Origin of the sequence: Streptomyces endophytica (assembly GCF_026153355.1) — a bacterium.
GTDB classification, from domain to species: Bacteria; Actinomycetota; Actinomycetes; order Streptomycetales; family Streptomycetaceae; genus Streptomyces; species Streptomyces endophytica.
On sequence record NZ_CP110636.1, the window covers coordinates 4,460,494 to 4,485,033 of the forward strand.

Annotated in this window: 19 protein-coding genes, 1 tRNA gene and 4 pseudogenes; 14 read left to right on the top strand and 10 right to left on the bottom strand. The window is 74.7% G+C overall.

Annotated features, from left to right (window positions below):
- Positions 1–32: 32 nt before the first annotated feature.
- The 6 genes and pseudogenes from OJ254_RS19925 to OJ254_RS19950 all read left to right on the top strand — a co-directional run bounded on the left by OJ254_RS19925 (position 33) and on the right by OJ254_RS19950 (position 6,501).
- Positions 33–1,686, top strand: a pseudogene (locus OJ254_RS19925) (FAD-binding dehydrogenase).
- A 293-nt stretch (positions 1,687–1,979) separates the two neighbouring features.
- A pseudogene (locus OJ254_RS19930) lies at positions 1,980–2,887 on the top strand (hypothetical protein).
- 150 nt (positions 2,888–3,037) lie between these two features.
- Positions 3,038–3,703, top strand: a complete 666-nt coding sequence (locus OJ254_RS19935) for a molybdopterin-dependent oxidoreductase (protein ID WP_265365235.1) — start codon at positions 3,038–3,040, stop codon at positions 3,701–3,703.
- Positions 3,687–4,370: a cytochrome b/b6 domain-containing protein gene (locus tag OJ254_RS19940; protein WP_265363414.1), complete on the top strand. Its 684-nt coding sequence runs from the start codon at positions 3,687–3,689 to the stop codon at positions 4,368–4,370. Before OJ254_RS19935 ends, OJ254_RS19940 begins: the two co-directional genes overlap by 17 nt.
- Before the next feature lie 113 nt (positions 4,371–4,483).
- Positions 4,484–5,197: a helix-turn-helix domain-containing protein gene (locus tag OJ254_RS19945; RefSeq protein ID WP_423835926.1), complete on the top strand. Its 714-nt coding sequence runs from the start codon at positions 4,484–4,486 to the stop codon at positions 5,195–5,197.
- The gene (locus OJ254_RS19950) at positions 5,194–6,501 is read left to right on the top strand and encodes an MFS transporter (RefSeq protein ID WP_265363415.1); all 1,308 of its coding nucleotides are present in this window, start codon (positions 5,194–5,196) and stop codon (positions 6,499–6,501) included. The genes OJ254_RS19945 and OJ254_RS19950 overlap by 4 nt, the downstream gene beginning before the upstream one ends.
- A 26-nt stretch (positions 6,502–6,527) precedes the next feature.
- Here OJ254_RS19950 and OJ254_RS19955 read toward each other — a convergent pair whose 3' ends face one another.
- From OJ254_RS19955 to OJ254_RS19965, 3 genes are all read right to left on the bottom strand, one after another.
- On the bottom strand, positions 6,528–7,652 hold the full coding sequence (locus OJ254_RS19955) for a sensor histidine kinase (RefSeq protein WP_265363416.1): 1,125 nt from the start codon (positions 7,650–7,652) through the stop codon (positions 6,528–6,530).
- Entirely contained in the window at positions 7,649–8,443 is a 795-nt protein-coding gene (locus OJ254_RS19960) for a response regulator transcription factor (protein WP_265363417.1), read from the bottom strand. The genes OJ254_RS19955 and OJ254_RS19960 overlap by 4 nt, the downstream gene beginning before the upstream one ends.
- A 182-nt stretch (positions 8,444–8,625) precedes the next feature.
- The gene (locus tag OJ254_RS19965) at positions 8,626–9,027 is read right to left on the bottom strand and encodes a (2Fe-2S) ferredoxin domain-containing protein (RefSeq protein ID WP_265363418.1); all 402 of its coding nucleotides are present in this window, start codon (positions 9,025–9,027) and stop codon (positions 8,626–8,628) included.
- 119 nt (positions 9,028–9,146) lie between these two features.
- On the opposite strand from OJ254_RS19965, the gene OJ254_RS19970 reads away from it, so the two are divergent.
- From OJ254_RS19970 to OJ254_RS19980, 4 genes and pseudogenes are all read left to right on the top strand, one after another.
- Positions 9,147–10,589 carry a cytochrome P450 gene (locus OJ254_RS19970; protein WP_265363419.1) on the top strand — a complete coding sequence of 481 codons (1,443 nt, stop codon included), beginning with the start codon at positions 9,147–9,149 and terminating at the stop codon, positions 10,587–10,589.
- Between the two features lie 305 nt (positions 10,590–10,894).
- Positions 10,895–11,422: pseudogene (locus OJ254_RS31685) on the top strand (ATP-binding cassette domain-containing protein); the annotation flags it as partial.
- Between the two features lie 582 nt (positions 11,423–12,004).
- Positions 12,005–12,526 (top strand): annotated as a pseudogene (locus OJ254_RS31690) (ATP-binding cassette domain-containing protein); the annotation flags it as partial.
- A 113-nt stretch (positions 12,527–12,639) separates the two neighbouring features.
- Entirely contained in the window at positions 12,640–14,625 is a 1,986-nt protein-coding gene (locus OJ254_RS19980) for a HEAT repeat domain-containing protein (RefSeq protein WP_265363421.1), read from the top strand.
- On the opposite strand, the gene OJ254_RS19985 is transcribed toward OJ254_RS19980, so the two are convergent.
- The 4 genes from OJ254_RS19985 to OJ254_RS20000 form a co-directional block, all read right to left on the bottom strand.
- On the bottom strand, positions 14,622–15,089 hold the full coding sequence (locus OJ254_RS19985; RefSeq protein ID WP_265363422.1) for an NUDIX domain-containing protein: 468 nt from the start codon (positions 15,087–15,089) through the stop codon (positions 14,622–14,624). The genes OJ254_RS19980 and OJ254_RS19985 overlap by 4 nt on opposite strands.
- Before the next feature lie 19 nt (positions 15,090–15,108).
- On the bottom strand, positions 15,109–15,783 hold the full coding sequence (locus OJ254_RS19990) for an HAD family hydrolase (RefSeq protein WP_265363423.1): 675 nt from the start codon (positions 15,781–15,783) through the stop codon (positions 15,109–15,111).
- Between the two features lie 87 nt (positions 15,784–15,870).
- Positions 15,871–16,839 (bottom strand): pseudouridine synthase, encoded by a 969-nt coding sequence (locus OJ254_RS19995; protein WP_265363424.1) that lies wholly within the window; start codon positions 16,837–16,839, stop codon positions 15,871–15,873.
- Between the two features lie 124 nt (positions 16,840–16,963).
- A tRNA-Leu gene (locus tag OJ254_RS20000) sits at positions 16,964–17,048 on the bottom strand.
- Between the two features lie 231 nt (positions 17,049–17,279).
- Here OJ254_RS20000 and OJ254_RS20005 point away from each other — a divergent pair.
- From OJ254_RS20005 to OJ254_RS30755, 3 genes are all read left to right on the top strand, one after another.
- Positions 17,280–18,605, top strand: coding sequence for a M20/M25/M40 family metallo-hydrolase (locus OJ254_RS20005; protein ID WP_265363425.1), 1,326 nt, complete (start codon positions 17,280–17,282; stop codon positions 18,603–18,605).
- A 173-nt stretch (positions 18,606–18,778) separates the two neighbouring features.
- Positions 18,779–19,012 (top strand): chaplin ChpH, encoded by a 234-nt coding sequence (gene chpH / locus OJ254_RS20010; protein ID WP_265363426.1) that lies wholly within the window; start codon positions 18,779–18,781, stop codon positions 19,010–19,012.
- Between the two features lie 187 nt (positions 19,013–19,199).
- Positions 19,200–20,135 carry a chaplin gene (locus OJ254_RS30755; protein WP_279351239.1) on the top strand — a complete coding sequence of 312 codons (936 nt, stop codon included), beginning with the start codon at positions 19,200–19,202 and terminating at the stop codon, positions 20,133–20,135.
- 133 nt (positions 20,136–20,268) lie between these two features.
- Here the strand turns inward: OJ254_RS30755 and OJ254_RS20025 are convergent, their stop codons facing one another.
- Complete coding sequence (locus OJ254_RS20025) at positions 20,269–20,457, bottom strand: DUF5703 family protein (protein WP_030416245.1); 189 nt, start codon at positions 20,455–20,457, stop codon at positions 20,269–20,271.
- Between the two features lie 47 nt (positions 20,458–20,504).
- Here OJ254_RS20025 and OJ254_RS20030 point away from each other — a divergent pair, with 47 nt between their 5' ends.
- Positions 20,505–21,179 carry a hypothetical protein gene (locus OJ254_RS20030; protein ID WP_265363427.1) on the top strand — a complete coding sequence of 225 codons (675 nt, stop codon included), beginning with the start codon at positions 20,505–20,507 and terminating at the stop codon, positions 21,177–21,179.
- Between the two features lie 48 nt (positions 21,180–21,227).
- Here OJ254_RS20030 and OJ254_RS20035 read toward each other — a convergent pair whose 3' ends face one another.
- Together OJ254_RS20035 and OJ254_RS20040 are read right to left on the bottom strand one after the other, a co-directional pair.
- Positions 21,228–23,603 carry a helix-hairpin-helix domain-containing protein gene (locus OJ254_RS20035; RefSeq protein ID WP_423835927.1) on the bottom strand — a complete coding sequence of 792 codons (2,376 nt, stop codon included), beginning with the start codon at positions 23,601–23,603 and terminating at the stop codon, positions 21,228–21,230.
- On the bottom strand, positions 23,551–24,534 hold the full coding sequence (locus tag OJ254_RS20040; protein ID WP_265363429.1) for an aldo/keto reductase: 984 nt from the start codon (positions 24,532–24,534) through the stop codon (positions 23,551–23,553). Before OJ254_RS20040 ends, OJ254_RS20035 begins: the two co-directional genes overlap by 53 nt.
- Positions 24,535–24,540: the final 6 nt, after the last annotated feature.

Consider the following 24,540-nt stretch of genomic DNA (forward strand, 5'->3'; position numbering starts at 1 on the left):
GCCCGGCGGGCCCCGGTGAGGAGAGGCTGCTGATGGCGTACGACGCTGATGTGATCGTGATCGGAGCGGGGCTGGCGGGGCTGGCGGCCACCGCGGAACTGGTGGACGCCGGCCGCAAGGTGATCCTGCTCGACCAGGAGCCCGAGCAGTCCCTCGGCGGGCAGGCGCACTGGTCCTTCGGCGGCCTGTTCCTCGTCGACTCACCCGAACAGCGCCGGCTGCGGATCCGCGACAGCCACGCCCTGGCGTGGCAGGACTGGCTCGGCACGGCCGGGTTCGACCGTCCGGAGGACCACTGGCCGCGTAAATGGGCCGAGGCGTACGTCGACTTCGCGGCCGGCGAGAAGCGGTCCTGGCTGCACCGGCAGGGCGTACGGCTCTTCCCCGTCGTGGGCTGGGCCGAGCGCGGCGGATACGCCGCGACCGGGCACGGCAACTCCGTCCCGCGCTTCCACATCACCTGGGGCACCGGCCCCGGGCTGGTCGCCCCGTTCGAGCGCCGGGTGCGGGCCGGGGCCGCGCGCGGCCTGGTGGACCTCCGCTTCCGGCACCGGGTCACCGCCCTCAGCCGCAGCGCCGGCGGCGTGGACACGGTCAGCGGTGAGGTCCTGGAGCCTTCGGACGTCCCGCGCGGCAAGCCCAGCAGCCGTGAGGTGACCGGCGCCTTCGAGCTGCGGGCGCAGGCGGTGATCGTCACCTCCGGCGGGATCGGCGGCAACCACGAGCTGGTGCGCGCCAACTGGCCCGAGCGCCTGGGCACCCCGCCGGAGCGGATGCTGTCCGGGGTGCCTGCGCACGTCGACGGCAGGATGCTCGGCATCACCGAGGCGGCCGGCGGGCGGATCATCAACCGCGACCGGATGTGGCACTACACCGAGGGCATCGACAACTGGGACCCGATCTGGCCGCTGCACGGCATCCGGATCCTCTCCGCCCCTCCCCGCTGTGGCTGGACGCCCGCGGCCGGCGGTTGCCGGTGCCGCTGTTCCCCGGCTTCGACACCCTCGGCACCCTCGAACACATCATGCGCACCGGCCACGACCACACCTGGTTCGTGCTCACCCGGAAGATCATCGAGAAGGAGTTCACGCTCTCCGGCTCCGAGCAGAACCCCGACCTGACCGGCAAGAGCATCCGGGACGTGCTGGGCCGGGCCAGGGGCGGGGCGCCCGGTCCGGTGCAGGCGTTCCTGGACCGGGGCGCGGACTTCATCGTCGAGCGCGCGCTGCCCGACCTCGTACGGCGGATGAACGCGCTCACCAAGGAGCCGCTGATCGACGAGGCCGCGCTGCGCGGCGAGATCGTGGCCCGGGACCGGGAGATCGCGAACTCCTTCACCAAGGACCTCCAGGTGACGGCGATGCGCGGGGCCCGCAAGTATCTCGGTGACCGGCTGATCCGCACCGCGGCCCCGCACCGGCTGCTCGACCCCAAGGCCGGCCCGCTGATCGCCGTCCGGCTGAGCATCCTCACCCGCAAGACGCTCGGCGGGCTGGAGACCGACCTCTCCTCGCGGGTGCTGACCGACGGCGGCGCGCCCCTGCCGGGTGTCTACGCGGCGGGCGAGGCGGCCGGTTTTGGGGCGGCGGGGTGCACGGCTACCGTTCGCTGGAGGGCACCTTCCTCGGCGGTTGCCTGTTCTCCGGCCGTACGGCGGGCCGGGCGGCGGCCCGGGCGGTGGCCTGACGGTGGGGGACCGCGGAGAGGTTGGCGGATCCAGCCATTCCTCTTTCCGCCTTGACGGGGAGCTCTGCGTAGCGCTTTGCTGTCCGTGATGACTGGTGCGGACCAGACCGTCACCCTCTGCACAGGCGCGCGCAGACCCGGCCCCGCCCACCAAGGACGACAGGTGCGGCGCACGACCGGCGCGGCGCGCCATGGAGCCCGCTGACCCGTGATGTCGATTTCCCCCTCGCCCCCCTCGCACCCCGGCCCCCGGCCCCACCGGCCGCGCGGCCGGCCCGGCCCCCGGCCCCGCGCTGGACGACGCCGAACTGGCCGTCGCCGCCGACGCGCTGGCGCTCGGCCAGTGGGCCCGGGTGCGCACCCTGCTCGCCGAGACCGGCACCGACTGGGACCGCCGGGGCCACCGATTAACGGTCCTGGCCGGCTGCCAGGGCAGTGCCGCCTGGGCCGGTGACTGGCAGCTCGCCGAACCGGACAGCGGGGACGCGGCCACCCTCCTCGCCGTCGCCACCGTCCGGCGGGCGCTGCGCGGCGAGACCAGCACCGGCGCCGCCGCCGCGGCCTGCGCGGCCGCCGCCCGGCTGCTGCCCGACGACCCCACGCCCTGGCTCGGCGCGCTGATCCTGGCCCGCCGCACCGGCACCGAGGACGCCCGCGCCCACGCCTTCCGGCAGATCCGGGCCCGGCACCCCGACCACCACCACGCCCACCACCTGATGGCCGCCTGCCTGGCCGAACGGCAGCCGCACGCCGCCGACGACCCGCGCCACCCGGCGCACGAGTTCGCCGCCCGGGCCGCGGCCCGCGCCCCCGCGGACTCCCGCTCGCCCTGCTCCCGGTCGTCGCCCACACCGAGCGCTACCGCGTACGGGCCGCCGCCGGTCTGGAGCCGCCCGACCCGGCGGACTCCGGCCACTGGAGCACCCGGCACGCGCACCGGCTCCGGCAGGCCGCCTTCGACTGGTGGCTGGAATGGGAGGGCGAGGACCACCCCCGCGGCAAGGTCGACCTCAACTTCCTGGCCCACGCCACCTTCCACGAGGGACGGATGGCCGAGGCCGCCACGCTCTTCGCCCGCATCGGCCGCCACCGGACCCGCGCCCCCTGGTCGTACCCGGGCCGCGATCCCGACCGCGCCTTCCGGGCCGCCCGGGCCACCGCACTCCGCCGGGCCCGGGGGTTCGGGCGCACCGGGACATGACGAAAGTCTGACGCCGGGGCCCGGACACTGGCCCCGGCGCCCGAGTGGTGTTCGAATCGAGGGGTGACCAAGGACGCGAATCCGGCCCGCCCGGCCGACCACGACGGGGACCGGCGCGGCACGCCCGTCGGCCGCCGCGTGGTGCTCGGGATGCTCGCGGCCGGTGCCGCCGGCGTCGCCGCGGCCCCCTACCTCCAGCGCGCCTACGACGAAACCCTCGGCGCGGCCGCGCAGAACGACCCCACCGGCCTGTCCGGTCTGCTGCCCGCCGGCGGCGGCTTCCGCTACTACTCGGTGACCGGTTCCGTCCCGGACAAGGACGAGCACAGCTACCGCCTCACCGTCGACGGCCTGGTGCGCCACCGCGCCAGCTACCGGCTCGCCGATCTGCGCGCCCTGCCGCAGACCCGGCTGGTCCGCGACGTCCAGTGCGTGACCGGCTGGCGGGTGCCCCACACCCCGTTCGAGGGGGTGCGCCTGGCCACCCTCCTCGACGCCGCCGGTGTCCGCCCCGAGGCCAAGGCCGTCCGCTTCACCTGCTTCGACGGTGCCTACAGCGAGTCCCTCACCCTCGAACAGGCCCGCCGCCACGACGTGCTGATCGCCCTGCGGATGCAGGACCGGCCGCTCGGCCACGACCACGGCGGCCCGGTGCGCCTCTACGTGGCGCCCATGTACTTCTACAAGTCGGCGAAGTGGCTCTCCGGGATCACCGTCACCGACCACGTCCAGCCCGGATACTGGGAGCAGCTCGGATATGACGTCGATGCCTGGGTCGGCCGGTCGAACGGACGGGACGATGTCCCCACGACCTGAGTCCGCCGCTCCGGCCGCGGACCACCACCGCGTCCCGCGCTTCACCCGCGCCGAACACCGGGTGCACCGGGCCACCGCCGCCCTCATGGCCGTCTGCGTGGCCACCGCGGCCTGCCTCTACCTCCCCTTCCTCGCCGAACTCGTCGGCCGGCGCGCCCTGATGGTCACCCTCCACGAGTGGTCCGGCATCCTGCTGCCGGCCCCGCTGCTGCTCGGCCTGGTCTCCCGTGCGCTGCGCGCCGACCTCACCCGCCTCAACCGCTTCGGCCCGCACGACCGGACCTGGCTGCGGGCCGTGCTGCGCCGCCGGGGAGCCCGCCCGGCCGGGAAGTTCAACGCCGGCCAGAAGCTGTACGCGGCCTGGCTCGCCGGCGCGGTCCTGGTGATGACCGGGACCGGCCTACTGATGTGGTTCACGCACCTGGCGCCCCTGGTCTGGCGCACCGGCGCCACCTTCGTCCACGACTGGCTCGCCCTCAGCCTCCTCATCGTGATCGGCGGCCACGTCTGGATGGCGTACCGGGACCCGGAGTCGAGGGCGGGGCTGCGCACCGGATCGGTCGAGGCGGCATGGGCCCGGCGCGAACACCCGTTGTGGCGGCCGGAGGAGGGGGCGGACGGGAAGCGCGGGATGGAAGGGGCGGACGGGAAGCCCGGGAACCCGTAGCGGGTCCGTTGCGGCAAGGAGTGTGCAGAGAACCCTGTGCAGAGAACGCTGTGCAGAGAATTCTGTGCAGAGAACGCTGTGCAGAGAGTTCTCTGCAATCCTATGCTCGCGTCATGTCTGACGATGCCTCAATACCGCCCACTTCGCCGTCCACCTCGCCGTCCACCGCCCTCCCTGTGCGCCGGCTGGACGCCCGGAGCCTGCGCGGTCTGGCGCACCCGCTGCGGATGCGCATCCTGGACCTGCTGACCCTCGACGGCCCGGACACCGCGACCGGATTGGCCCGGCGCCTCGGCGAGAACACCGGCACCGTCAGCTGGCATCTGCGCCATCTCGCCGACCACGGCTTCATCGAGGAGGAGACCGGCCGGGGCACCAAACGCGAACGCTGGTGGCGGGCGGTCCGGGTCTCCCGCCACCTGGACACCGTCGAGTTCCGCGACGATCCGGACACCCGCGGGGCCCTGTCGGTCTACCTCCACGAGATCGTCCAGCGGGACTTCCACCAGGTCGTCACGTACCTCGCCGAGGACTGGGAGCCGGAGTGGCGCAACGCCGGCACGCTCTCCCGCTGGCCGGACCTGCGTCTGACGTCCGACCAACTGGCGGCGCTCAACGCCGAGTTGGCGGAAGTCGTCGAACGACACCGGGCGGCGGCCCTGGACACGAAGGCGAACGCGGACGGGGAAGGGGAACGGGAAGAGGCGGGGGAGCGGGGAGGGGCGGGGAACGCGGTGGCCGGCGCGCCCGGGCGCCGCCCCGTCCTCGTCCAGTTGCAGTCCTTCCCGCGCAAGGAGAGGGACGGCGGGGACGGCGGCGCGCGATGAGCGGACTGCTCCGCCGGCACCGCGACTTCCGGTTGCTGTGGTGCGGCGAGACGGCCGGGAAGTTCGGGGCCGCGGTCACCAACGTGGCCATGCCGCTCGTCGCGGTGTCCACGCTGCACGCCTCCACCTTCGCGGTCGGGCTGCTCGCCGCCGCCGGCTGGCTGCCCTGGCTGCTGATCGGGCTCCCGGTCGGCGTATGGGTGGACCGGGTCCGCCGCCGCCCCCTGATGCTCGCCGCCGCCGCGCTGTCCCTGGCGCTGTTCGCCGCCGTCCCCGTCCTCGCCCGGTACGGCGGGCTCGGCCTGGGAGCGCTGCTCGCGGTGGCCCTGCTGACCGGCGGCGCCGCGGTGGTCTTCCAGACCGCGTACAGCGCCTACCTCCCCACTCTGCTCGACCCCGCCGACCAGGCCGAGGGCAACGCCAAGCTGCACGGCAGCGCCTCCGCCGCACAGATCGCCGGGCAGGGCACCGCCGGCCTCCTTGCCCAACTGATAGGCGTGGTCAACGGCTTGTTGGCCAACGCCGCCACGTTCCTCGTCGCGCTGCTGTGCCTGCTCGGCATCCGGCACCGCGAACCCCGCCCGGCGGAACGGAACGGCGGCCACGCACCGCGCTCGCTGTCCGCCGGGATCGCCGAGGGGGTGCGGCTGGTCGCCGGCGATGTGTGGTTCCGTACGCTGACGCTCTTCGGCGCCCTCTCCAACCTCGCGCTGATGGGCTATCAGTCGCTGGTCGCCGTCTTCCTGGTGCGCGAGGTCGGCCTGCCGTCCGGCGCCGTCGGCGGACTGCTCGCGCTGGCCAGTACGGGCGGGATCGCGGGCGCGTTCCTGGTGCGCCGCGCCGCCGCCCGGCTCGGCACCGCCCGCGCCATGCTGCTGTACGAACTCGGCCTGCCCAGTGCCGCGTTGCTCATCCCGCTGACCACCCAGGGCGCCGGCACCCTGCTCTACGTGGCGGGCAGCTTCGGGGTCAGTGCGGGCGTGGTGGGCGGCAACATCCTCAAGGCGGGCTTCCAGCAGCGGTACTGCCCGCCGTCCCTGCTCGGCCGGCTGGTCGCCAGCAGTGCGTTCCTCAACTACGGGACGCTGCCGCTGGGTGCCCTGCTCGGCGGGGCGCTCGGCTCCGCCCTCGGCGTCCGCACCGCCCTGTGGATCACCACCGCCGGTGTGCCGCTCGCCGCCCTGACCCTGGTCCTCTCACCGGTCCGTACCGTGCGGGACCTCCCGGAGCACCGGGCGGACGACGCGCACCACGCCGACGGTCCCGCACCGGGGGAACGGGACGGGGCGGCGGCCCGCAGCTGAGCCGGCCGGCCCGCGCCCGGGGCCCGTCACGCCCCGGGCCCCGGCAGCGCCACCTCGAACCGGCAGCCCGCGCCGGCGTTCCGTACCGTCGCCCGGCCGCCGTGGGCCTCCACGATGCCGCGGACGATCGCCAGGCCGAGGCCCGCACCGGCCTGGCCGTCCGCGCGCGGGGTGCGGGCGCTGCCGCCGCGCCAGCCGGTGTCGAAGACCCGGGCCAGGTCCTCCGGCGGGATGCCGCCGCAGCCGTCCTCGACGGCCAGCACCACCCGGTCCGCGTCCTGCCGGGCGCTGACCGCGACGGTCCCCTCGGCCGGGGTCGCCCGGATCGCGTTGACCAGCAGATTGCCCAGCACGCGGGTGATCTGCTGGGCGTCCACCCGCACCGGCAGCGGCGCCACCCCGCCGTCCACCAGCCGCACCCCGCCCGCCCGCGCCAGCGGCCGGGCCCCGGTCAGTGCGTCGTCCACCAGGTCGTACACCGACACCCGCGACAGGGTCAGGGCCAGCGCCCCGGCCTGGATCCGGGACAGCTCGAAGAGGTCGTCGACCATGGCGGACAGCCGCTCCACCTCGATCCGGATCCGCGCGTGGTAGCGCGCCGGGTCCTCGGCGACCCCGTCCTCCAGCGCCTCGGCCATCGCCCGCAGCCCGGCGAGCGGGGTCCGCAGATCGTGCGAGATCCCGGCGATCAGCTCGCGCCGGGAGCCGTCCAGCGCCCGCTCGCGCTCCCGGGCCTCCGCCAGCCGGGCGCTGGTCTCCTCCAACGCCCTTGACAGCGCGGCCAGTTCGGCCGTCGGGGGCTCGTCCGGTGCGACGAATCCGCCCTCGCTGCCGACCGTACGCGCCGACCGCGCCAGCTCCCGGCTGCCCGCCGCGATCCGCCGGCCGAAGAGCAGCGCGGCCGCCAGCGACACCACCCCGGACACCGCCACCACGGCCATCACCACGCCCAGGTCGTGCCCCGACAGGAACATCGCCTGGGCGACCGCCACCGTGCCCGCGGCCATCGCGGCCACCGCCAGCGCCGCCACCGCGAACAGCGACAGCGCCACCGAACGGCGCCGCAGCGCCCGTACCGCGGGCGCGGCGAGCAGCCCCACCAGCGCCGCGCCGAGCGCCGCCAGCGCCACGATGACCAGGAAGTCCGTCATGGCAGACACCCCTCGTCCGGCTCTTCGGGCGCGGGGGAGTCCGGCGCCGGATCGAAGCGGTAGCCCGCGCCCCAGACCGTCGTCACCAGCCGGGGCGCCGCCGGATCCGACTCGATCTTCTCGCGCAGCCGCCGCACATGGACGGTCACCGTCGACAGATCGCCGAACTCCCAGCCCCAGACCCGGTGCAGCAGCTCCTCCCGGGAGAAGACCCGCCCCGGGTGGCGCATCAGGAAGACCAGCAGGTCGAACTCGCGGGCGGTGAGGGCGAGGGCGCGTCCGGCACGGTCGGCCCGGCGGCCCTCGGGGTCGGCGGTCAGGTCCCCGGCCCGCAGGACGGGCGCGGGCGCCGCGGCCGGCGGCGGGGACTCCGCGCGGCGCAGCACCGAGCCGATCCGCAGCACCAGTTCCCGCGGGCTGAACGGCTTGGTCACGTAGTCGTCCGCACCCAGCTCCAGCCCGAGGATGCGGTCCGCCTCCTCACCACGGGCGGTCAGCATCACCACCGGGACCGCGGGCCCGTCGTCGGCGCGGCGCAGCCGGCGGCACACCTCCAGGCCGTCCAGGCCGGGCAGCATCAGGTCCAGGACGACGAGATGCGGCCGGAAGGCCGCGGCCCGGTCCAGCGCGGCGAACCCGTCGGCGGCGTGCTCGGTGGCATATCCGGCGCGGGAGAGATAGCCGGTGACGACCTCGGCGACGGTCGGATCGTCCTCGACGACCAGGACGCGCCGGGGCGGCCCGGGCGCGGGGGCGGGCGGGGGAGCGGTGGGTGGCGGTTCGTGGCGCACGGGTCAGCGGGCCCTTCCCGGGAGAGACCTCATGGCCCCAAGCCAACACCACCGGGCGCCGCGGCGCGCGGCCCGGCCCGGGTCCGTAAGACTCCGGTAACCGGCGCGAGGGGGACGGCGGGAGGAGCGACGGCGGGCGGGCGACCGGCGGCAGGAGCCGGACGCCGGGGAGGCGCGTGGCCTCAGTCCGCCAGTCCCTCCCGCACCCGCCGCGACACCGTGATCGTGTACAGGTCCAGGACGCCCGGCGGTTCGGCGAGACCGGGACCGCCGGCCCGGATCCAGGCGGCGATGTCCGCCAGCGCGTCGTCGTCGTTGACCAGGCCCAGCCACACCGGGCGGCCACCCGCCGCCCGGCCGGCCGGGGAGGGCTGTACCACCACGACGTTCGCCTGGTCGCAGACGTCCAGACAGTCCGAGGCGCGCACCGGTGCCGCCCCGTCCAGGGCCGCCCGCAGCCGGGGTATCTGACCGGTGTGGTCCACGCCCGGGATCTTGGCCGCATCGCCGCAGCAGCAGCCGCGGCAGACCGTGACCCGGCAGGATGCCGCGGGGGCCGGGCGGCCGGCACGCTTGTTGATCATCCGGCCCATGCTACGCGGCCCCGCCCGGCACCGCCCCGGGCCCCTGCGCCTTCCCGCCACATTCCGCCCGGGCCCCGGTCGGGGGTAGGAACGCCCGTCGCCGGGATAGACATCCGACCATGCCCATAACCGACTCCCAGCCCGACTCCCCGTCCGGCTCCCGGCCCGTCCCGGCCCCCACCGACGACATCCCCGGCCCGGCCGGCCTCCCCCTCCTCGGCTCGATGCTCGACCTGCGGCGCGACTCCCTCAGCACGTTCGCCAGGGCCCGGCGCGAACACGGCGACGTGGTCCGCCTGGAGGCCGGGCCGCCCGGCCTGCGCAGCGTGTTCCACGCCGTCTTCGCGCCCGAGGGCGTCCAGCAGATCCTCGCCTCCCAGGCCGCCAACTTCCGCAAGGACCACCCGCTGTACGAGGAGGTCCGGCAGGCGTTCGGCAACGGCCTGCTCACCAGCCAGGACGCCGACTACCTCCGGCAACGGCGGCTGGTGCAGCCGCTGTTCACCAAGCGCCGGGTGGACGGCTACGCCGCGGCCGTGACGGGCGAGGCCGCCACCGTCGTCGACCGCTGGCGGACCGCCGACGACGCCACCGTCGACCTGGTCCCCGAGATGAACCGGCTCGCGCTGCGCACCGTCGCCCGGATCCTCTTCGGCCTGGACGCCGAGGAGGCGGTGACCGCCATCCACCGCTGCGCCCCGGTCATCAACGCCTACGTCGTGCAGCGCGCCTACGTGCCGGTGAAGATCCCGCGGCACTGGCCGACCCCCGGCAATCTGCGGGCGCGGGCCGCCATGGACGAACTGAACGCGCTGTGCGACCGGATCATCGCCGGCCGCCGCGCGGCTGGCGGAGCGGCGGACGGCCCGGACGGCGCGGCGGGCGAGGACCTGCTCTCGCTGCTGGCCGCGGCCGGCAACGCCGAGGACGGTTCGCTGGACGCCACCGAGATCCGCGAACAGGTGCTGATCTTCCTGCTGGCCGGCCACGAGACCACCGCGACCTCGCTGGCCTTCACCCTGCACCTCCTCGCCCGCCACCCCGAGGAACAGGCCCGGGTCCGGGCGGAGATCGACCGGGTGCTGGCGGACCGGGTGCCCACCGCCGCCGACCTGGACCGGCTGCCGTACCTGACGCAGGCGCTCAAGGAATCCATGCGGCTCTACCCGGCGGCACCGGTCGTCAGCCGGCGGGCCGTGGCGGCCACCGAGGTCTGCGGGTTCCGCATACCGGCCGGTGCGGACGTGGTGGTCGCGCCGTGGGTGACGCACCGCGACCCGGCGCTGTGGCCGGACCCGGAACGCTTCGATCCGGGCCGGTTCGCACCCGAGCGGGAGGCGGACCGGCACCGGTACGCCTGGTTCCCCTTCGGCGGCGGTCCGCGCGCCTGCATCGGGCAGCACTTCTCCATGCTGGAGTCGGTGCTCGCGCTGGCGACCCTCCTGCGCGGGTACGAACTCCACGCCGTGGACGAGGAGGTGCCGGTCGCCGCCGGCATCACCCTCCAGCCGACCGGACCCGCCCGGGTGCGGCTGCGCCCGCGCGTCGGGGCGGGGGAGTAGGGCCGGAATCCGGGGACGCCGGCGCGCCACCCCGTCCCGGTAAACGCAACGAAAAATGCGTTTGCCTTTTCGCGGCGTCCCCCGTACCGTCTTCCTCGGCCCCATTGCCGCCGATTGGAGAAGGCCGTTGCTCGTCTGAGGTCCTGGAGACACCGCGCGCACGCGTACGCCCTGACGTACCGCGTGGCGCTGTCCGTGACCTCGGCATGCCGACCGGCGTACCCCGGCGCACCCGGCCCTTCGGCGTCCCCCGCGGTGTCTCCCGCGCAGCTCCCGCACATCTTCCGCGCACCCAGGAGACCCGTATGTCCCAGACCCCCGCATCCCGCGCCGCCTCCGCCGCGTCCCTCGTCTGCTCCGGCCTCGGCTTCGGCTGGCCCGACGGCAGCCCCGTCTTCGAGGACTTCCAGCTCACCGTGGGCCCCGGCCGCACCGGCCTGATCGGCCTCAACGGCTCCGGAAAGTCCACCCTGTTGAAGCTCCTCGCGGGCGAACTGACCCCGTCCGCGGGCAGCGTGCGGACCACCGGCGAGATCGGCTACCTCCCGCAGCACGCCCCCCTCGACACCGCGCTCCGCGTCGACCAGGCACTCGGCATCGCCGCGCCCCGCGCGGCCCTGCACGCCATCGAGAACGGCGACCCGAGCGAGGAGCACTTCACCGCCATCGGCGACGACTGGGACGTCGAGGAGCGGGCCCGCGCCACCCTCGACCAGCTCGGACTGACCGGCATCGACCTCGACCGCACCATCGGCGAGATCTCCGGCGGGGAATCCGTCCTGCTCCGGCTGGCCGCGCTGCTGCTGCGCCGGCCGGACGTCCTGCTGCTCGACGAGCCCACCAACAACCTCGACCGGGCCGCCCGCGAGCGCCTGTACACCGCCGTCAACGGCTGGTCCGGCGTGCTCGTCGTGGTCAGCCACGACCGGGAACTCCTCGGCCTGGTCGACCGGATCGCCGACCTCCGCGGCGGCGAGGTCCACTGGTACGGCGGCAACTTCGACGACTACGAACGTGCCCTGGCCGCCGAACAGGAGGCGGCCGAACGGATGGTGCGGGTCGCCGAGGCCGACGTCCAGCGCCAGAAGCGCGAACTGTCCGACGCCCACCTCAAGTTGGCCCGCCGGGTCCGCTACGGCAACAAGATGAGCGCCAACAAGCGCGAACCCAAGATCGTCATGAACGAACGGAAGAGGGAGGCCCAGGTCTCCGCCGGCAAACACCGCATCCTGCACACCGAACGCCTCAAGGAAGCCAGGGACCGCCTCGACGAGGCCGTCGAAGCGGTCCGGGACGACGACGAGATCCGCATCGACCTGCCGCACACCGCCGTCCCGCCGGGCCGCGGCGTGCTCACCCTGCGCGACCTGCGCACCCGCTACGGCGCCCGGGCCGACCTGGACGTGCACGGCCCCGAGCGGATCGCCCTCACCGGCCGCAACGGCTCCGGCAAGACCACCCTCCTGCGCACCCTCGCCGGGGAGATCCCACCGGAGTCCGGCACCGCACAGACCCACGTCCCGCACCGCTTCCTGCCCCAACGACTGGAGGTCCTCGACCACGACCTGACCATCGTCGAGAACGTCGCCCGCTTCGCCCCGGACGCCACCAACAACCGCATCCGGGCCCGGCTCGCGCGCTTCCTCTTCAAGGGCGCCCGGGCCGACCAGCAGGCCGGCACGCTCTCCGGCGGTGAACGCTTCCGCGCCTCGCTCGCCGCGCTGATGCTGGCCGAGCCCGCCCCGCAGCTGCTGCTGCTCGACGAGCCGACCAACAACCTCGACATGGCCTCGGTCCGCCGGCTGGTCACCGCCCTGGAGTCCTACGAGGGCGCGCTCGTGGTCGTCAGCCACGACCTGACGTTCCTCCGGGAACTGGGCATCACCCGCTGGCTCGCCCTGGAGGACGGCGAACTGACCGATATCGCCCCGCTGTAGGGCCGCGGTGGAAGGCGGCGGCGGGCCCGCTCGGTAAATGCGTTGCCGCCGCCCTTCCCGTGGCCCATGATCCTCCCCATGACCTACAGGAAGGGCGGCCACCGCCCCACCCGATGACCACGCGGACGCCGGGCCAGGACCCGGCCTCCACCCCGTCGACCGCCTCCGGCCCGTCGACCGGTCCCACCCCGTCGACCGCCTCCGGCTCGTCGACCGATCCCCTTCCGTCGACCGCCTCCGGCCCCGACCGCCCGTCGGAGCTCACCGCCGCGGTCCTCGACGGATCCGTCCTCTGCCCGGGCACCCCGGCCAGAACCGCCGTCTTCGAGGCGGTCGGCGCCGACCGCGACGGTCCGGTCACCCGCGAACTGCTGGCGCTCGCACGGCATCTGAGCCCCGCCGTCCGCCGTACCGTGCTCACCCTGCTCGGCGAGCTGACGCACGGCCGGACGCCTTGGCCGGCCCCGGTCGAGGCGGCCGGGGCCCGGCTCCACGACCCGGACCCCGACGTCCGCCGGGCCGCTGCCAGACTCCTCGTACGCACCGGCGCCGCCGACCGCGCCCGTACCGCCCTCGGCGAACTCACCGACCCCGTCACCCGGATCGCCCTGGCCGACGCGCTGCTCGGCACCCCGGGCGTCTCCTGCCCGACCGGCCCGCTGCGCACCGACCCGCTCCCCGAGATCCGGCTGCTCGGCTGCCTGGAGGAGCTGGCCACCGCACCGCGCGAACAGTGGCCGGAACTGGACGCCCAGACCCTGGCGGAGATCACCGCGCTCACCACCCACGACGTCGACCGCGGCTACTCCATCGGCTCCCGCTGGGGCCGCGCCCTGTACCGCCAGGAACGCGAAGCGGACTGCTACGCCACCGTCCCCCGGCTGCTGGCGGGCGACGCCGGCGCCTACGGGCGACGGGTCGGGGTGCAGCTGGCCCATCGGGCCTTCCAGGAGTGGCGGGCCGCCCCCGACACCCTCGCCCCGCACCTCGTCCGGCTGCTGCCCACCGCACCGCCCGGCCTCCGCGCCCTCGTCGTGCACGCCCTGTGTGCCTCCCGCACCGCCACCCGCCGGTCCGCCGACGCCCTGGCCGCCCTGCTGCCGGACCCCGCCACGGTCCCGGCCGCGGACCCCGCCGGCCCGGACGCCGGCCCCTCCGACGCCCTCGCCTGGGACGTCACCTACGCCCTCGCGACGACCGGCGACCCCCGCGCCGCCCCGCACGTCCACGCCCTGCTGACCGCCGGCGCCCGCCCGCCCGGCATGCTCGCCGCACTCCGCGGCCTGCTCCGCGCCGGAGCCGCCGACACCGGCCAACTGGCCGGCTACGCACGCACGGTGCTCCGGTCCGACACCGAAGACGGCCGCTTCCTCGCCCTCGGCGTCCTCGACGCCCTCGATCCGGCGGCCGCCGCCCCGTGCGTCCCCGACCTCCTCACGGCACTGCGCAACGCGTGCGAGGCCGCCGAGGCCCGCGGCGCCGCACTGGCCACCTGGCCCGAGCTCTCACTCGTCGGCACGCTCGGCCGGATCGGCCCGCCCGCGGCCGCCGCGGTGCCGCTGCTCACCACCCTCACCCGCGACTCCCGACGGCACCCCGGCCACGTCGCGCTGGCCCTGGCCCGGATCACCGGCGACCGGGCGCCCCTGGAGACCTATCTGCGGACCCACCCACCGGAGGGCCGCCGCCCCACAGCGGACCACTCCGCCCTCTTCCAGTGGCTGCTCGACCACGGCGGCCTCGACCCCGAGCAGTCCGCGCGGCTGCGCGGCGCCGTCCTCGGGCGCGGCGGCGCCATGCAGGTCCGCGGCTCCCTCGTGCTGTGGCGCAACGAGGGCCCGCCGGTGGCCGCCGAACTCCTCGCCGTACTCCCGGACTACCTCGGCGACGACCTCTACGGGCCCGTCGCGATGACCACCCTGGCCGCCATGGGACCGCACGCCCGGCCCGCGCTCCCGCACCTGCGCGCGCTGATCGACCGGCGCACCCGGCTCCCGCTCCACGCCGGCTCCGAGGACGCCGACCTGCGCGCCGACGAACAGCTCCTGGAAGCCGCCGAGCGCACCGTGGCGGCCCTCACCGGAGGAGACGGGCCCTAGCCCGCCCCCGGGGACGAGGCGGACCGCACGAACCACGCCAGGCTCTCCCCGCACTGCGAGTGCAGCGGTGCGGGGAGGGTGTCCGGCGGGCACCACCTCAGCGCGTCGAACTTGTGCGGCTCGCCGATCGTCACCTCGTCCGGCGCCACCCGCACCGCGAAGACCACCGCGACCCAGTGCGAGTCCACCGGATCGCCGCGCAGCACATTGCGCACGCCGAGCTGCTCGATGCCCAGCGGCCGGGTGCCGTACTCCTCGTACACCTCCCGCGCCACCGCGGCCTCGAAGGTCTCGCCGAACTCCAGCGCCCCGGCGCCGCAGTCCCAGGTCCCCGGCTCGTCCCGGGCCCCGGCGCTCCGCCGCGCCAGCAGCACCCGCCCGGCACCGTCATGGCACACGAACACGCACGACACCCCCGGCCGCCGCACCGCACCGGCTCCTTCTCCCACGTCGCCCCTCCGCACGTCCCGTCGGTGCCCGCCCTCAGAAGTGCCGCAGCAGTTCGTGGAAGGCCGACAGCCGCAGCACCTTCTTGTCGTCCGGGTCGAGCTCGTCGTGCTCCAGCACCCAGGTGTGCTGGTGCGGGATGAACACCGCGTTCAGCCCGGCCGAACGCGCCGGCAGGATGTCCGACTTGGGGGAGTTGCCGATCATCCAGGTCTCGTCCGGCACCAGGTCGTAGGCGCGCTTCAGCCGCTCGTACGTGGCGACGTCCTTCTCCGCCACGATGTGCACCCCGCGGAAGTGCCGGGTCAGCCCCGAGACGGTCACCTTGCGCTCCTGCTCCTCGGTGTCGCCCTTGGTCAGCAGCAGCAACTCGTGCCGCCGCGCCAGCTCCGCCAGGGTCTCGGCCACCCCGGGCATCAGCTCCACCCGGTCTCCGGCGAAGGCGGCCGCCCACCCGGCGATCCGCGCCGTCTCCTCGGCCGTCGCGGCCCGCCCGCGCAGCCGCGCCACGCACTCGCCCAGGCTGTGCAGGAAGACCTTGCTGCCGTACCCCAGCGTCGGCGCGTTCGCGGCCTCGATACCGTCGAGCACCGTCCGCACCGCCGCCCGGTCGAGCCCCGGCCGCACCATCCACTCCAGGAACTCGTCGATGACCCGCTCGAAGATCACGTTGTTCTCCCACAACGTGTCGTCCGCGTCAAAGATCAGCATCCGGCCAGCCCTTCGCCCCAGTTCACCAACCCCCGCACCCTACGGACGCCGGGCCCCGGCCCGCACCGCAAATATCGCCGGCGGACCTCAGCAGTCCGCGGCCTCCGGCCACGCCGCCAGCCGCAGCCCGCTCTCGAACCGCCGCTCCCGCCCGTCCACCGGGTCCCGGAACGCGAGCGACCTCGCCAGCAGCTGCAACGGCGCCCCGAAGTCCTCGGCGGCCGCACCACCGGCCTCCTCCGCACCCGCCGCATCGCGCCCACCCGGATACAGCGGATCATGGAGGATCGGCAGCCCCAGGCCGTTCATGTGCACCCGCAGCTGATGCGTCCGCCCGGTCGCCGGCAGCAGCCGGTAGCGCCCGAGCCCGCCCCGCCGCTCGACCAGCTCGATCCGGCTCTCCGCGTTCACCGCCCCCGGCACCTCCCGCGCCGCCTGCACCCCGCGCTCCTTGACGATCCGGCCGCGCACGGTCACCGGCAGCGCCACGCCCTCGTCGTACCGCGCCACCGCCTCGTACTCCTTGCGCACCCGGCGCCCGCCGAACAGCCCCTGGTAGGCCCCCCGGTCCTCGGGCCGTACGACGCACAGCACCAGCCCCGCGGTCAGCCGGTCCAGCCGGTGCGCGGGCTGCAGCGCCGGCAGTCCGAGCTCGCGCCGCAGCCGGGCCAGCGCGGTCTCGGTGATGTGCTGCCCCCGCGGCGTGGTGGCCAGGAAGTGCGGTTTGTCGGCGATCACGATCCGTTCGTCCCGGTGCACGATCCGCACCTCGAACGGCACCCGCACCTCCGGCGCGAAGTCCCGGTGGAACCACACGTACCGCCCTGCCCGGTACGGCTCGCCGCCGCTCAGCGCCCCCTCGACGCCCACGAACCGGCCCGTGCGCAGCATCTGTGCCACCCGCCCGGCGCCGATCGCCCCGCCGAACCGCGCCACGAGATGCTCCCCGACCGTGCCCCACGCCGCGTCCGGATCGGCCGGCAGCCGTATCCGCACCGGATCGATCCCGTCACGCTGCGGCAACGGGGCGGGCGGCACGGGGGAGCGGCGTCTCACGGGATCTCCGGGCGGGCGAAAACGTCGAGGCGATGCACACCGAAGGTATGACGTCGCAGCGATGAACGTCGGAAAACACCGAGGCCCGCTCGGCCGGTGCCAAGCGGGCTTCGATAGTGATGTGTGTCCGAGGGGGGACTTGAACCCCCACGCCCGATAAAGGGCACTAGCACCTCAAGCTAGCGCGTCTGCCATTCCGCCACCCGGACCAGGTGTCTGCCGGTGCGGCCTGCGCCGTTCCGACGTGGAAAACAATAGCAAACGTTCGGGGGTGGTCGATCACCCGTACATGCGACCGGGTGCGGGCCTGTGACCAGCGGATGTCGGGAGTATTGCGGCCTTGGGCGCAGCGCGGCCGGGGTGGAGGATGGCGGTGGACCCCCGCCGCGGACCGGGCGCCTCGGGGCGCGCGACGCGGCCGTGAACCAAGAGGAGGCAGCGTGAGCGAGTCACAGCCGGCCCGTACGGTGACCGGCGAGGACGAGGTCGTCGACCTGTGCCGGGACCTGATCAGGATCGACACCAGCAACTACGGCGACCACTCGGGCCCGGGTGAGCGGGCCGCCGCCGAGTACGTCGCGGAGAAGCTCGCCGAGGTCGGCCTGGAGCCGCGGATCTTCGAGTCGCACAAGGGGCGCGCGTCGACCGTCGCCCGCATCGAGGGCGAGGACCGCTCCCGGCCCGCGCTGCTCATCCACGGGCACACCGACGTCGTGCCGGCCAACGCCGCCGACTGGACCCACGACCCGTTCTCCGGGGAGATCGCGGACGGATGCGTCTGGGGACGCGGCGCGGTCGACATGAAGGACATGGACGCGATGACGCTGGCCGTCGTCCGGGACCGGCTGCGCACCGGCCGCAAGCCGCCGCGGGACATCGTGCTGGCGTTCCTCGCGGACGAGGAGGCCGGCGGCACCTACGGCGCGCGATACCTCGTCGACCACCACCCGGAGCTCTTCGAGGGGGTGACCGAGGCGATCAGCGAGGTCGGCGGCTTCTCCTTCACGGTCAACGAGCAGCTGCGGCTGTACCTGATCGAGACGGCCCAGAAGGGCATGCACTGGATGAAGCTGACCGTGGACGGCTCGGCCGGCCACGGCTCGATGATCCACAAGGACAACGCGATCACCGAACTGTCCGAGGCGGTCGGACGGTTGGGGCGGTACGAGTTCCCGGTGCGGGTGACCAAGACGCTGCGGGTCTTCCTGGACGAGCTCGGCGACGCGCTGGGCACCGAGCTCGACCCGGAGGACATGGACGGCACGCTGGCGAAGCTCGGCGGCATCGCCAAGCTGATCGGCGCCTCGCTCCGGAACACCGCCAACCCCACGCAGCTGGGCGCCGGGTACAAGGTCAACGTGATCCCGGGCCAGGCCACCGCGCACGTCGACGGGCGCTTCCTGCCCGGCTACGAGGAGGAGTTCCTGGCCGACCTGGACCGGATCCTCGGCCCGCGGGTCAAGCGCGAGGACGTGCACGCGGACAAGGCGCTGGAGACCACGTTCGACGGGGCGCTGGTCGAGGCGATGCAGTCGGCGCTGCAGGCCGAGGACCCGATCGCGCGCGCGGTGCCGTACATGTTGTCCGCCGGTACGGACGCCAAGTCGTTCGACGATCTGGGAATCCGGGGATTCGGCTTCGCGCCGCTGAAGTTGCCGCCGGAGCTGGACTTCGCCGGAATGTTCCACGGCGTGGACGAGCGGGTTCCGGTGGACGGACTGAAGTTCGGGGTGCGGGTGCTCGACCGGTTCATCGAACAGAGCTGAAGCCCGCGGGAAGAGCGGCCGCCGAAGCCGAAATCGGCGCGGATTTCCTGCCGTTCGCGCCGCTGTCGCCGAAAAGAGTGAACGCTTTGATGTGTTCGTAGCTTCAACGTCCTTTTCCTCGTTGCAGGGTGTGCGGTCCGCGGCTGGGGCCGCATTGCCTACGAGGAGGAACAATGCTGAAGAAGATCGTCGCTGCTGCGGCGGCCACCGGTGGTCTGGTGCTCGCCGGTGCCGGCCTGGCCGCCGCCGACGCTGGTGCGCAGGGCGCTGCCGTGAACTCTCCGGGTGTCGTGTCCGGCAATGTCGTCCAGGTTCCGGTGCACGTTCCGGTGAACGCCTGCGGTAACACGATCTCCGTGGTCGGTGTGCTGAACCCGGCCTTCGGCAACTACTGCGTCAACAAGTGACTTTCTGACGCCGTTTGACGTTGTACCTGCACCCGTAAGGGTCAGATCCGGTTCGGCTCTGGATTGCGTGGCACGCATTCCGGGGCCTCTGGGTATTTCGGTGGGCGGGCGGATGATCCCCCGGTCTCCCCGGGGGATCGCCGCGCGCACGCAATTCCTGTAAGGCACTAGGCAGGGGAACGAATCTATGAGACAGGTCGCAAGAAAGGGCCTGATCACCATGGCGGCGGCCGGCGGGGTACTCGCCGCGGTCGCCGGCTACGCACACGCGGATGCGGGGGCCGCCGGCGGCGCGGTGAACTCGCCCGGCGTGGGATCCGGCAACAATGTCCAAGTACCGCTGCACGTCCCGGTGAACGCCTGTGGCAACACCGTCAACGTCGTCGGGCTGCTGAACCCCGCGTTCGGCAACCACTGCGCCAACGACGTCGGCGGCCACCACACCGGACACCCGGGCGGCCCCCACCAGGGCGGGCATCCGGGCGGGCACCAGAGCGGGGGTGGCCACCACGGTGGCGCCAGCGCCGCGGGCGGCACCGCGAACTCACCCGGTGTGGGCTCCGGCAACAATGTCCAGGCGCCGGTCGACGTCCCGGTCAACGCCTGCGGCAACAGCGTTTCCGTGGTCGGTCTGCTGAACCCGGTCTTCGGCAACGACTGCGCCAACGACGCGCCGGCGCCGGGCCGTCCGCACCAGCCCCACCACCCCGGCAACCCGCAGCATCCGGGGCATCCGCACCACCCGGGGAAGCCGCATCACCCCGGGAAGCCACACCACCCGGGTAAGCCGCACCACCCGGGCACCGGTGACCACACGGGGCACCACCCGCACCACCCGGGCAAGCCGCACCACCCGGAGCAGCAGCACCCGGGCAAGCCGCACCACCCGGGGAAGCCCGAGCACCCGGGGAAGCCGCACCAGCCGGCGACCCCGCAGCAGGGCGGCGGGCACACCCCGGCAGTGCAGCCGCAGACCGCGCCGCACAGCCAGGTCGTGCCGGCTCCCCGCCAGCAGCTTGCGGAGACCGGCGCCGGCGCTGCCGGTTACGCGATTCCGGCCGCGGCCGGGATGCTGCTCGGGGGCGCGGTGCTGTACCGCAAGGCGCGTGCCGTCCGCCGGTGAACGGCGGCGCACACGCGGCGATCATGCGCCGGTCAGCGCTCCGTGACGAGCGGTAGCTGAGCGCGCACGAGCGCACCACTGAGCGGGCCCTGCCGAGGCGGGGCCCGCTCTGCTGTTCACACGCCGGTGGCGGTCACCACGTGGCGCGGAGCTGTCGGATGATCCGGCGGCGCAGCCGCACCTTGCGGCTGCCGTCCGGATTCAGCCGCAGACGGTCCAACTCCCAGTGTCCGTACTCGGCATGGTCGGTCAGCAGGCGTGTGGTGGCCTTCCGGGAAACGCCCCGTGGCACGTACACATCGCAGAATTCGTATTCCGGCATCGCATCTATTGTGCGGGACCGGCCCCGGTACGGATAGCGTCTGCACTATGTCTGATGCTGCGCAGCCTTCCGCTGCCGAGGTACGTGCCGCCGCCGAGGCGGTCAAAGCCGCGCTGGACCGTCACCTCGACGCGGTCGAACGCCGCTCGGGGCAGGACGATCCGGCTGTCTACGCCGCGTTCGACGAGCTCGCCGCCGCGGCCGAGGTGTACGACGAGCTGCTCTACGACACCTACGACGAGGTCACCCCCTTCGAGATCCCCGGCAGCGACGCGCTGCCCGCCTACGCGGGCCCGGAGGAGCCCAGTGCGCTCAGCGTGCTGATCCGGCGCGACTACACCGTCGCCGAACCGCAGCGGCTGCTGCACCAGGCGCAGCGCATCGCGGACCTCGATCCGGACGCCGCCGACGAGGCGGCGGGACCCTCCGCGGACGCCGCCGCGGTCGTCGGCAGCAGCGTCCACGCGGCGCTGGGAGTGCTCTTCGGGGAGTTCGAACCGGACGAGATCGCCTCCCGGCACAAGGAGTTCGGCCTGGAGGAGGGCGACTCCACGCTGTGGGTGGCGGCCGCCGACGAACCCGCCGAGCCGGGGGAGTGGCTCTCCGCGCCGTTCGACCAGGCGGACCCGCAGCGGGTGGTGTGCCGCTTCGACGTCAGCGCCGTCTTCGACGAGGAACTGGGCGACGACGACCTGCTGGAGCCGCTCGACCGCGAGAGGTGAGGGCACAGGCGGCCGCTCCGCTCCGGGCGGCCGCCTGCGCACCCCGCCTCACTCCGTGGCGTCCTCCGCGAACGGCACGCTCTGCTGCCCGAGCAGCGTCCGCAGCCGGGTCGTCCGCTCCTTGACGGGCAGCTCGGCGACCGCCCGGGCCAGCGCCTGATCGGCGCCCTGCACCACCGACAGATGCCGCTCACCGCGGCCGAAGGCCGTGTAGACCCAGGCGCGGGTCAGCCCGCCCGTGGCGTCCCCGGGCACCACGACCACCGCGGCCGGCCAGCGCATCCCGGCCGCCTGATGGGCGGTGAGCGCCCAGCCGTGCCGGACCGCGCCGCCGACCCGCTCGCGCGGCACCACGACCGCGGTCCCCGCGCAGTCCAGATGCAGCCCCGCGGCGTCGGCGCCGGTGACCGTGCCGGGCAGCGTACGGCCGGGGGCCGGGGCGTAGGCCACGCGGTCGCCGGGGTCGAAGCCGCCGAACCGGCCGGGGCCGGGGTTGAGCCGCTCCTTGAGCGCGGCGTTCAGCGCCCGGGTGCCGGCCGCGCCGCCGTGTCCGACCGTGATGACCTGGGTGTCCTCCGGCGGGACGCCCAGCGCCCGGGGCACGGAGTCGGCGACCAGCTGGACGGCGCGGTGCACCGCCTCGCCGGCGTCCCGCACCGGGACGATCACCACCTCCTTGCCGGGCGCCTCGACCTGGCTCAGCTCACCGATGCCGATGCCGGACACCAGCTCGCCGATCGGGCCGAAGTCCGGGGTGCGGGAGGCGACCTGGGGGCAGAAGCGGGCCGCGAGGACATCGGCGAAGAGACGGCCGGGGCCGGCGGACCACAGGACGCCGGGATCGCCGCTGAGCACCAGCCGGGTCCCGTCGGTCAGCGACTCGACGAGCAGGGCCGCGGTCTCCAGATCCAGCTGCGGGGCGTCCAGCACCACCAGCAGATCCAGCGCGAGGGCGCCGTCCGCGTCCCGGCCGGGGCCCTCCTGCCCGGACAGCAGCCCGGCGACCGTCACCGCCGCCGCGCCCGACCCCGCGGAACCGGCCTCCGGGCCCGCCTCGGGGGCGAGCGCGGCGAGGTCGGTGGCCAGCCGGCCGCGGCCGCTGTCGCTGTGGGTGGCACCGAAGGCCCGCAGGCCCAGCGCACGGGCCGCGGCGATCAGCGCGGCGGGCTCGGCGCGGGCCGCCTCGGCGCCCGTGTGCGCCACCAGGCCGCTGTGCGCGGCGGCCCGGATCAGCTCCGCCGCCGACGGCGACGGCGCGGCGGCGGCCGCGGCCTCCCAGTCGGCGGCGGAGGGACGGACCGGTGCCGCCGGGGTGTCACCGTCCTCCGGTGCGCCGCCGTCCGCCCGCCCGTCGGCGTCCGCGGCACCGGATGCGGCGTCCGGCGCCTCGGATGCGGCGTCCGCGGCACCGGAGTCCGGGACCGGCTCGAAGGTGTTGAGCAGCCGGGCCAGGCCGTCGGCGACGCTCTCCTCGGCCATGGCCCAGCGGTCCAGGCCCAGCAGGATCCGGACCGGCCGCTCCTCCTCGTCCTCGTCCGCCGCGGGCCGGGCCCGGCCCGGTTCCTCGATCGCGTCCTGGAAGACCAGCACGGCGCCCTCGGCGATGGCGCTCTGCAGGGCCTCGTCGGGGTCGGGCACCTGGCGCTGCGCGAGGGCGGCGCGCAGCGCGCCGGCCTCCAGCGCGGAATGCCCCGCGACCGCGGCCTGCTCCAGCAGCCAGCCGACCAGCGCCTGGCCGCGGCGCTCGTCGCCCGGGCCGGCGGCGCCGCCGAGCAGCGCCCGCGCGAAGCCGTCGGCCTGCTCGGGCCGCACGCCCGGCACCCCGAGCAGCTGCCAGGGGTCCTCGCGCAGGGCCTCCGCGGCCCGCTCCCCGAGCACCTCGGCGGTCGGCTCCGCGAGGGTCTCGGGCGCACCGCCCGCCCGCAGGACCTGCCGTACGCCGTCCAGGCCGGGGGCGGGGGCCGGGAGAGACGCGGCCGGGGCGGCGGCCGGGCCGCCCACGGGCGGGGCGGGCGGTCCGGCCGGTGCGGGGGCGCGGTGCGCGGGGGCCGGCTCCGGGGGCGGGCCCGCCGGTCCGCCCCCGGGTGCGGGGGCGGCGGGCGCCGGGGCCGCCTTGGCGGGTGCGGCCGGCCTGGCCGGGCGCGGGGCGTCGGCGAAGAACGACGCGGCCGAGCGCTCGCCGCTCTCCACGGCCCGGACGGCGGCCGCCAGTGCCGCCGCGGTGGCCTTGCCGGCCGGGGGCGCCGCGGCCGGCGCCTCGCTCACCGTCGCGCCCGGGTCCGCCGCCGGCGCCCCCTCGGGCGTGGGGCCTCCGCGGTCCCGGGTGCGGCCTCCTGCCCGGACGGTGTGTCGCCGGCGGGGCGGTCGGTGCTCACAGCGTGCTCCAGTCGTGATCGGGGTAGTGGTGCACCGGAGCCGACACATCGTCCAGCGCCCGGCGGATCTCGTCAGGAAGACTAAGGGCCTCCACTGACAACGCCGCTCTGAGCTGCTGTGCCGTGCGGGCGCCCAGGACCGGCGCGGTCACCCCCGGACGGTCCCGGAGCCACGAGAGGGCGACCTGGAGCGGGGTGACGGCCAGTCCGTCGGCGGCGGTGGTGACGGCCTCGACGACCCGGCCCGCCGTCTCGTCGAGATACGGCGCGACGAACGCCGCCAGGTGCTCCGAGGCACCGCGCGAGTCGGCCGGGGTCGCATGGCGGTACTTCCCGGTCAGCACGCCCCGGCCCAGCGGTGAGGACGGTAGGACGCCCATCCCGAGGTCGAGCGCCGCGGGCAGCACCTCGCGCTCGATGCCGCGCTGCAGGAGGGAGTACTCCATCTGGGTGCTCGCCAGGCGGTTGCGCACCCCGGGCGCCGCGAGCTGCCAGGCGGCGGCCTTGGCCAGCTGCCAGCCGGAGAAGTTCGACAGGCCCACATAGCGCGCCCGGCCGGTGGTGACCGCGAGGTCGAGCGCCTGGAGGGTCTCCTCCAGCGGGGTGTGCGGGTCGAAGGCGTGGAGCTGCCACAGGTCGACGTACTCGGTGCCCAGCCGTTCCAGGGAGGCGTCGAGGGCGGCGAGGAGATGGCGCCGTGAGCAGTCCACCCGGCGGTCGGCCTCCAGCACGCTGCCGGCCTTCGTCGCGATCACCAGGTCCTCGCGCGGAACCAGCCCCTCCATCAGCCGGCCGAGGAGGTACTCGGCACCGCCGTCGGCATAGATGTCGGCGGTGTCGACGAGCGTGCCGCCGGCCTCCCAGAACGTCTTGAGCTGATCGGCGGCTTCCTGCTCGCCCGTGTCGCGGGCCCAGTTCAGGGTGCCGAGCCCGAGCCGGGACACGCGAAGGCCCGTTCGGCCGAGGTGCCTTTGCTCCATGGGCCC

Bases quoted from the DNA above. Each gene is read 5' to 3' on its own strand.
- OJ254_RS19945 (WP_423835926.1), top strand. From the start codon at position 4,484: ATGTCTGACGATGCCTCAATACCGCCCACTTCGCCGTCCACCTCGCCG.
- OJ254_RS19980 (WP_265363421.1), top strand. From the start codon at position 12,640: ATGACCACGCGGACGCCGGGCCAGGACCCGGCCTCCACCCCGTCGACC.
- OJ254_RS19950 (WP_265363415.1), top strand. From the start codon at position 5,194: ATGAGCGGACTGCTCCGCCGGCACCGCGACTTCCGGTTGCTGTGGTGC.
- OJ254_RS20025 (WP_030416245.1), bottom strand. From the start codon at position 20,457: ATGCCGGAATACGAATTCTGCGATGTGTACGTGCCACGGGGCGTTTCC.
- OJ254_RS19940 (WP_265363414.1), top strand. From the start codon at position 3,687: ATGTCCCCACGACCTGAGTCCGCCGCTCCGGCCGCGGACCACCACCGC.
- chpH (WP_265363426.1), top strand. From the start codon at position 18,779: ATGCTGAAGAAGATCGTCGCTGCTGCGGCGGCCACCGGTGGTCTGGTG.
- OJ254_RS20035 (WP_423835927.1), bottom strand. From the start codon at position 23,603: ATGTGTCGGCTCCGGTGCACCACTACCCCGATCACGACTGGAGCACGC.
- OJ254_RS19955 (WP_265363416.1), bottom strand. From the start codon at position 7,652: ATGACGGACTTCCTGGTCATCGTGGCGCTGGCGGCGCTCGGCGCGGCG.
- OJ254_RS20040 (WP_265363429.1), bottom strand. From the start codon at position 24,534: ATGGAGCAAAGGCACCTCGGCCGAACGGGCCTTCGCGTGTCCCGGCTC.
- OJ254_RS19970 (WP_265363419.1), top strand. From the start codon at position 9,147: ATGCCCATAACCGACTCCCAGCCCGACTCCCCGTCCGGCTCCCGGCCC.
- OJ254_RS30755 (WP_279351239.1), top strand. From the start codon at position 19,200: ATGAGACAGGTCGCAAGAAAGGGCCTGATCACCATGGCGGCGGCCGGC.
- OJ254_RS19990 (WP_265363423.1), bottom strand. From the start codon at position 15,783: ATGCTGATCTTTGACGCGGACGACACGTTGTGGGAGAACAACGTGATC.
- OJ254_RS19965 (WP_265363418.1), bottom strand. From the start codon at position 9,027: ATGATCAACAAGCGTGCCGGCCGCCCGGCCCCCGCGGCATCCTGCCGG.
- OJ254_RS19935 (WP_265365235.1), top strand. From the start codon at position 3,038: ATGCTCGCGGCCGGTGCCGCCGGCGTCGCCGCGGCCCCCTACCTCCAG.
- OJ254_RS20030 (WP_265363427.1), top strand. From the start codon at position 20,505: ATGTCTGATGCTGCGCAGCCTTCCGCTGCCGAGGTACGTGCCGCCGCC.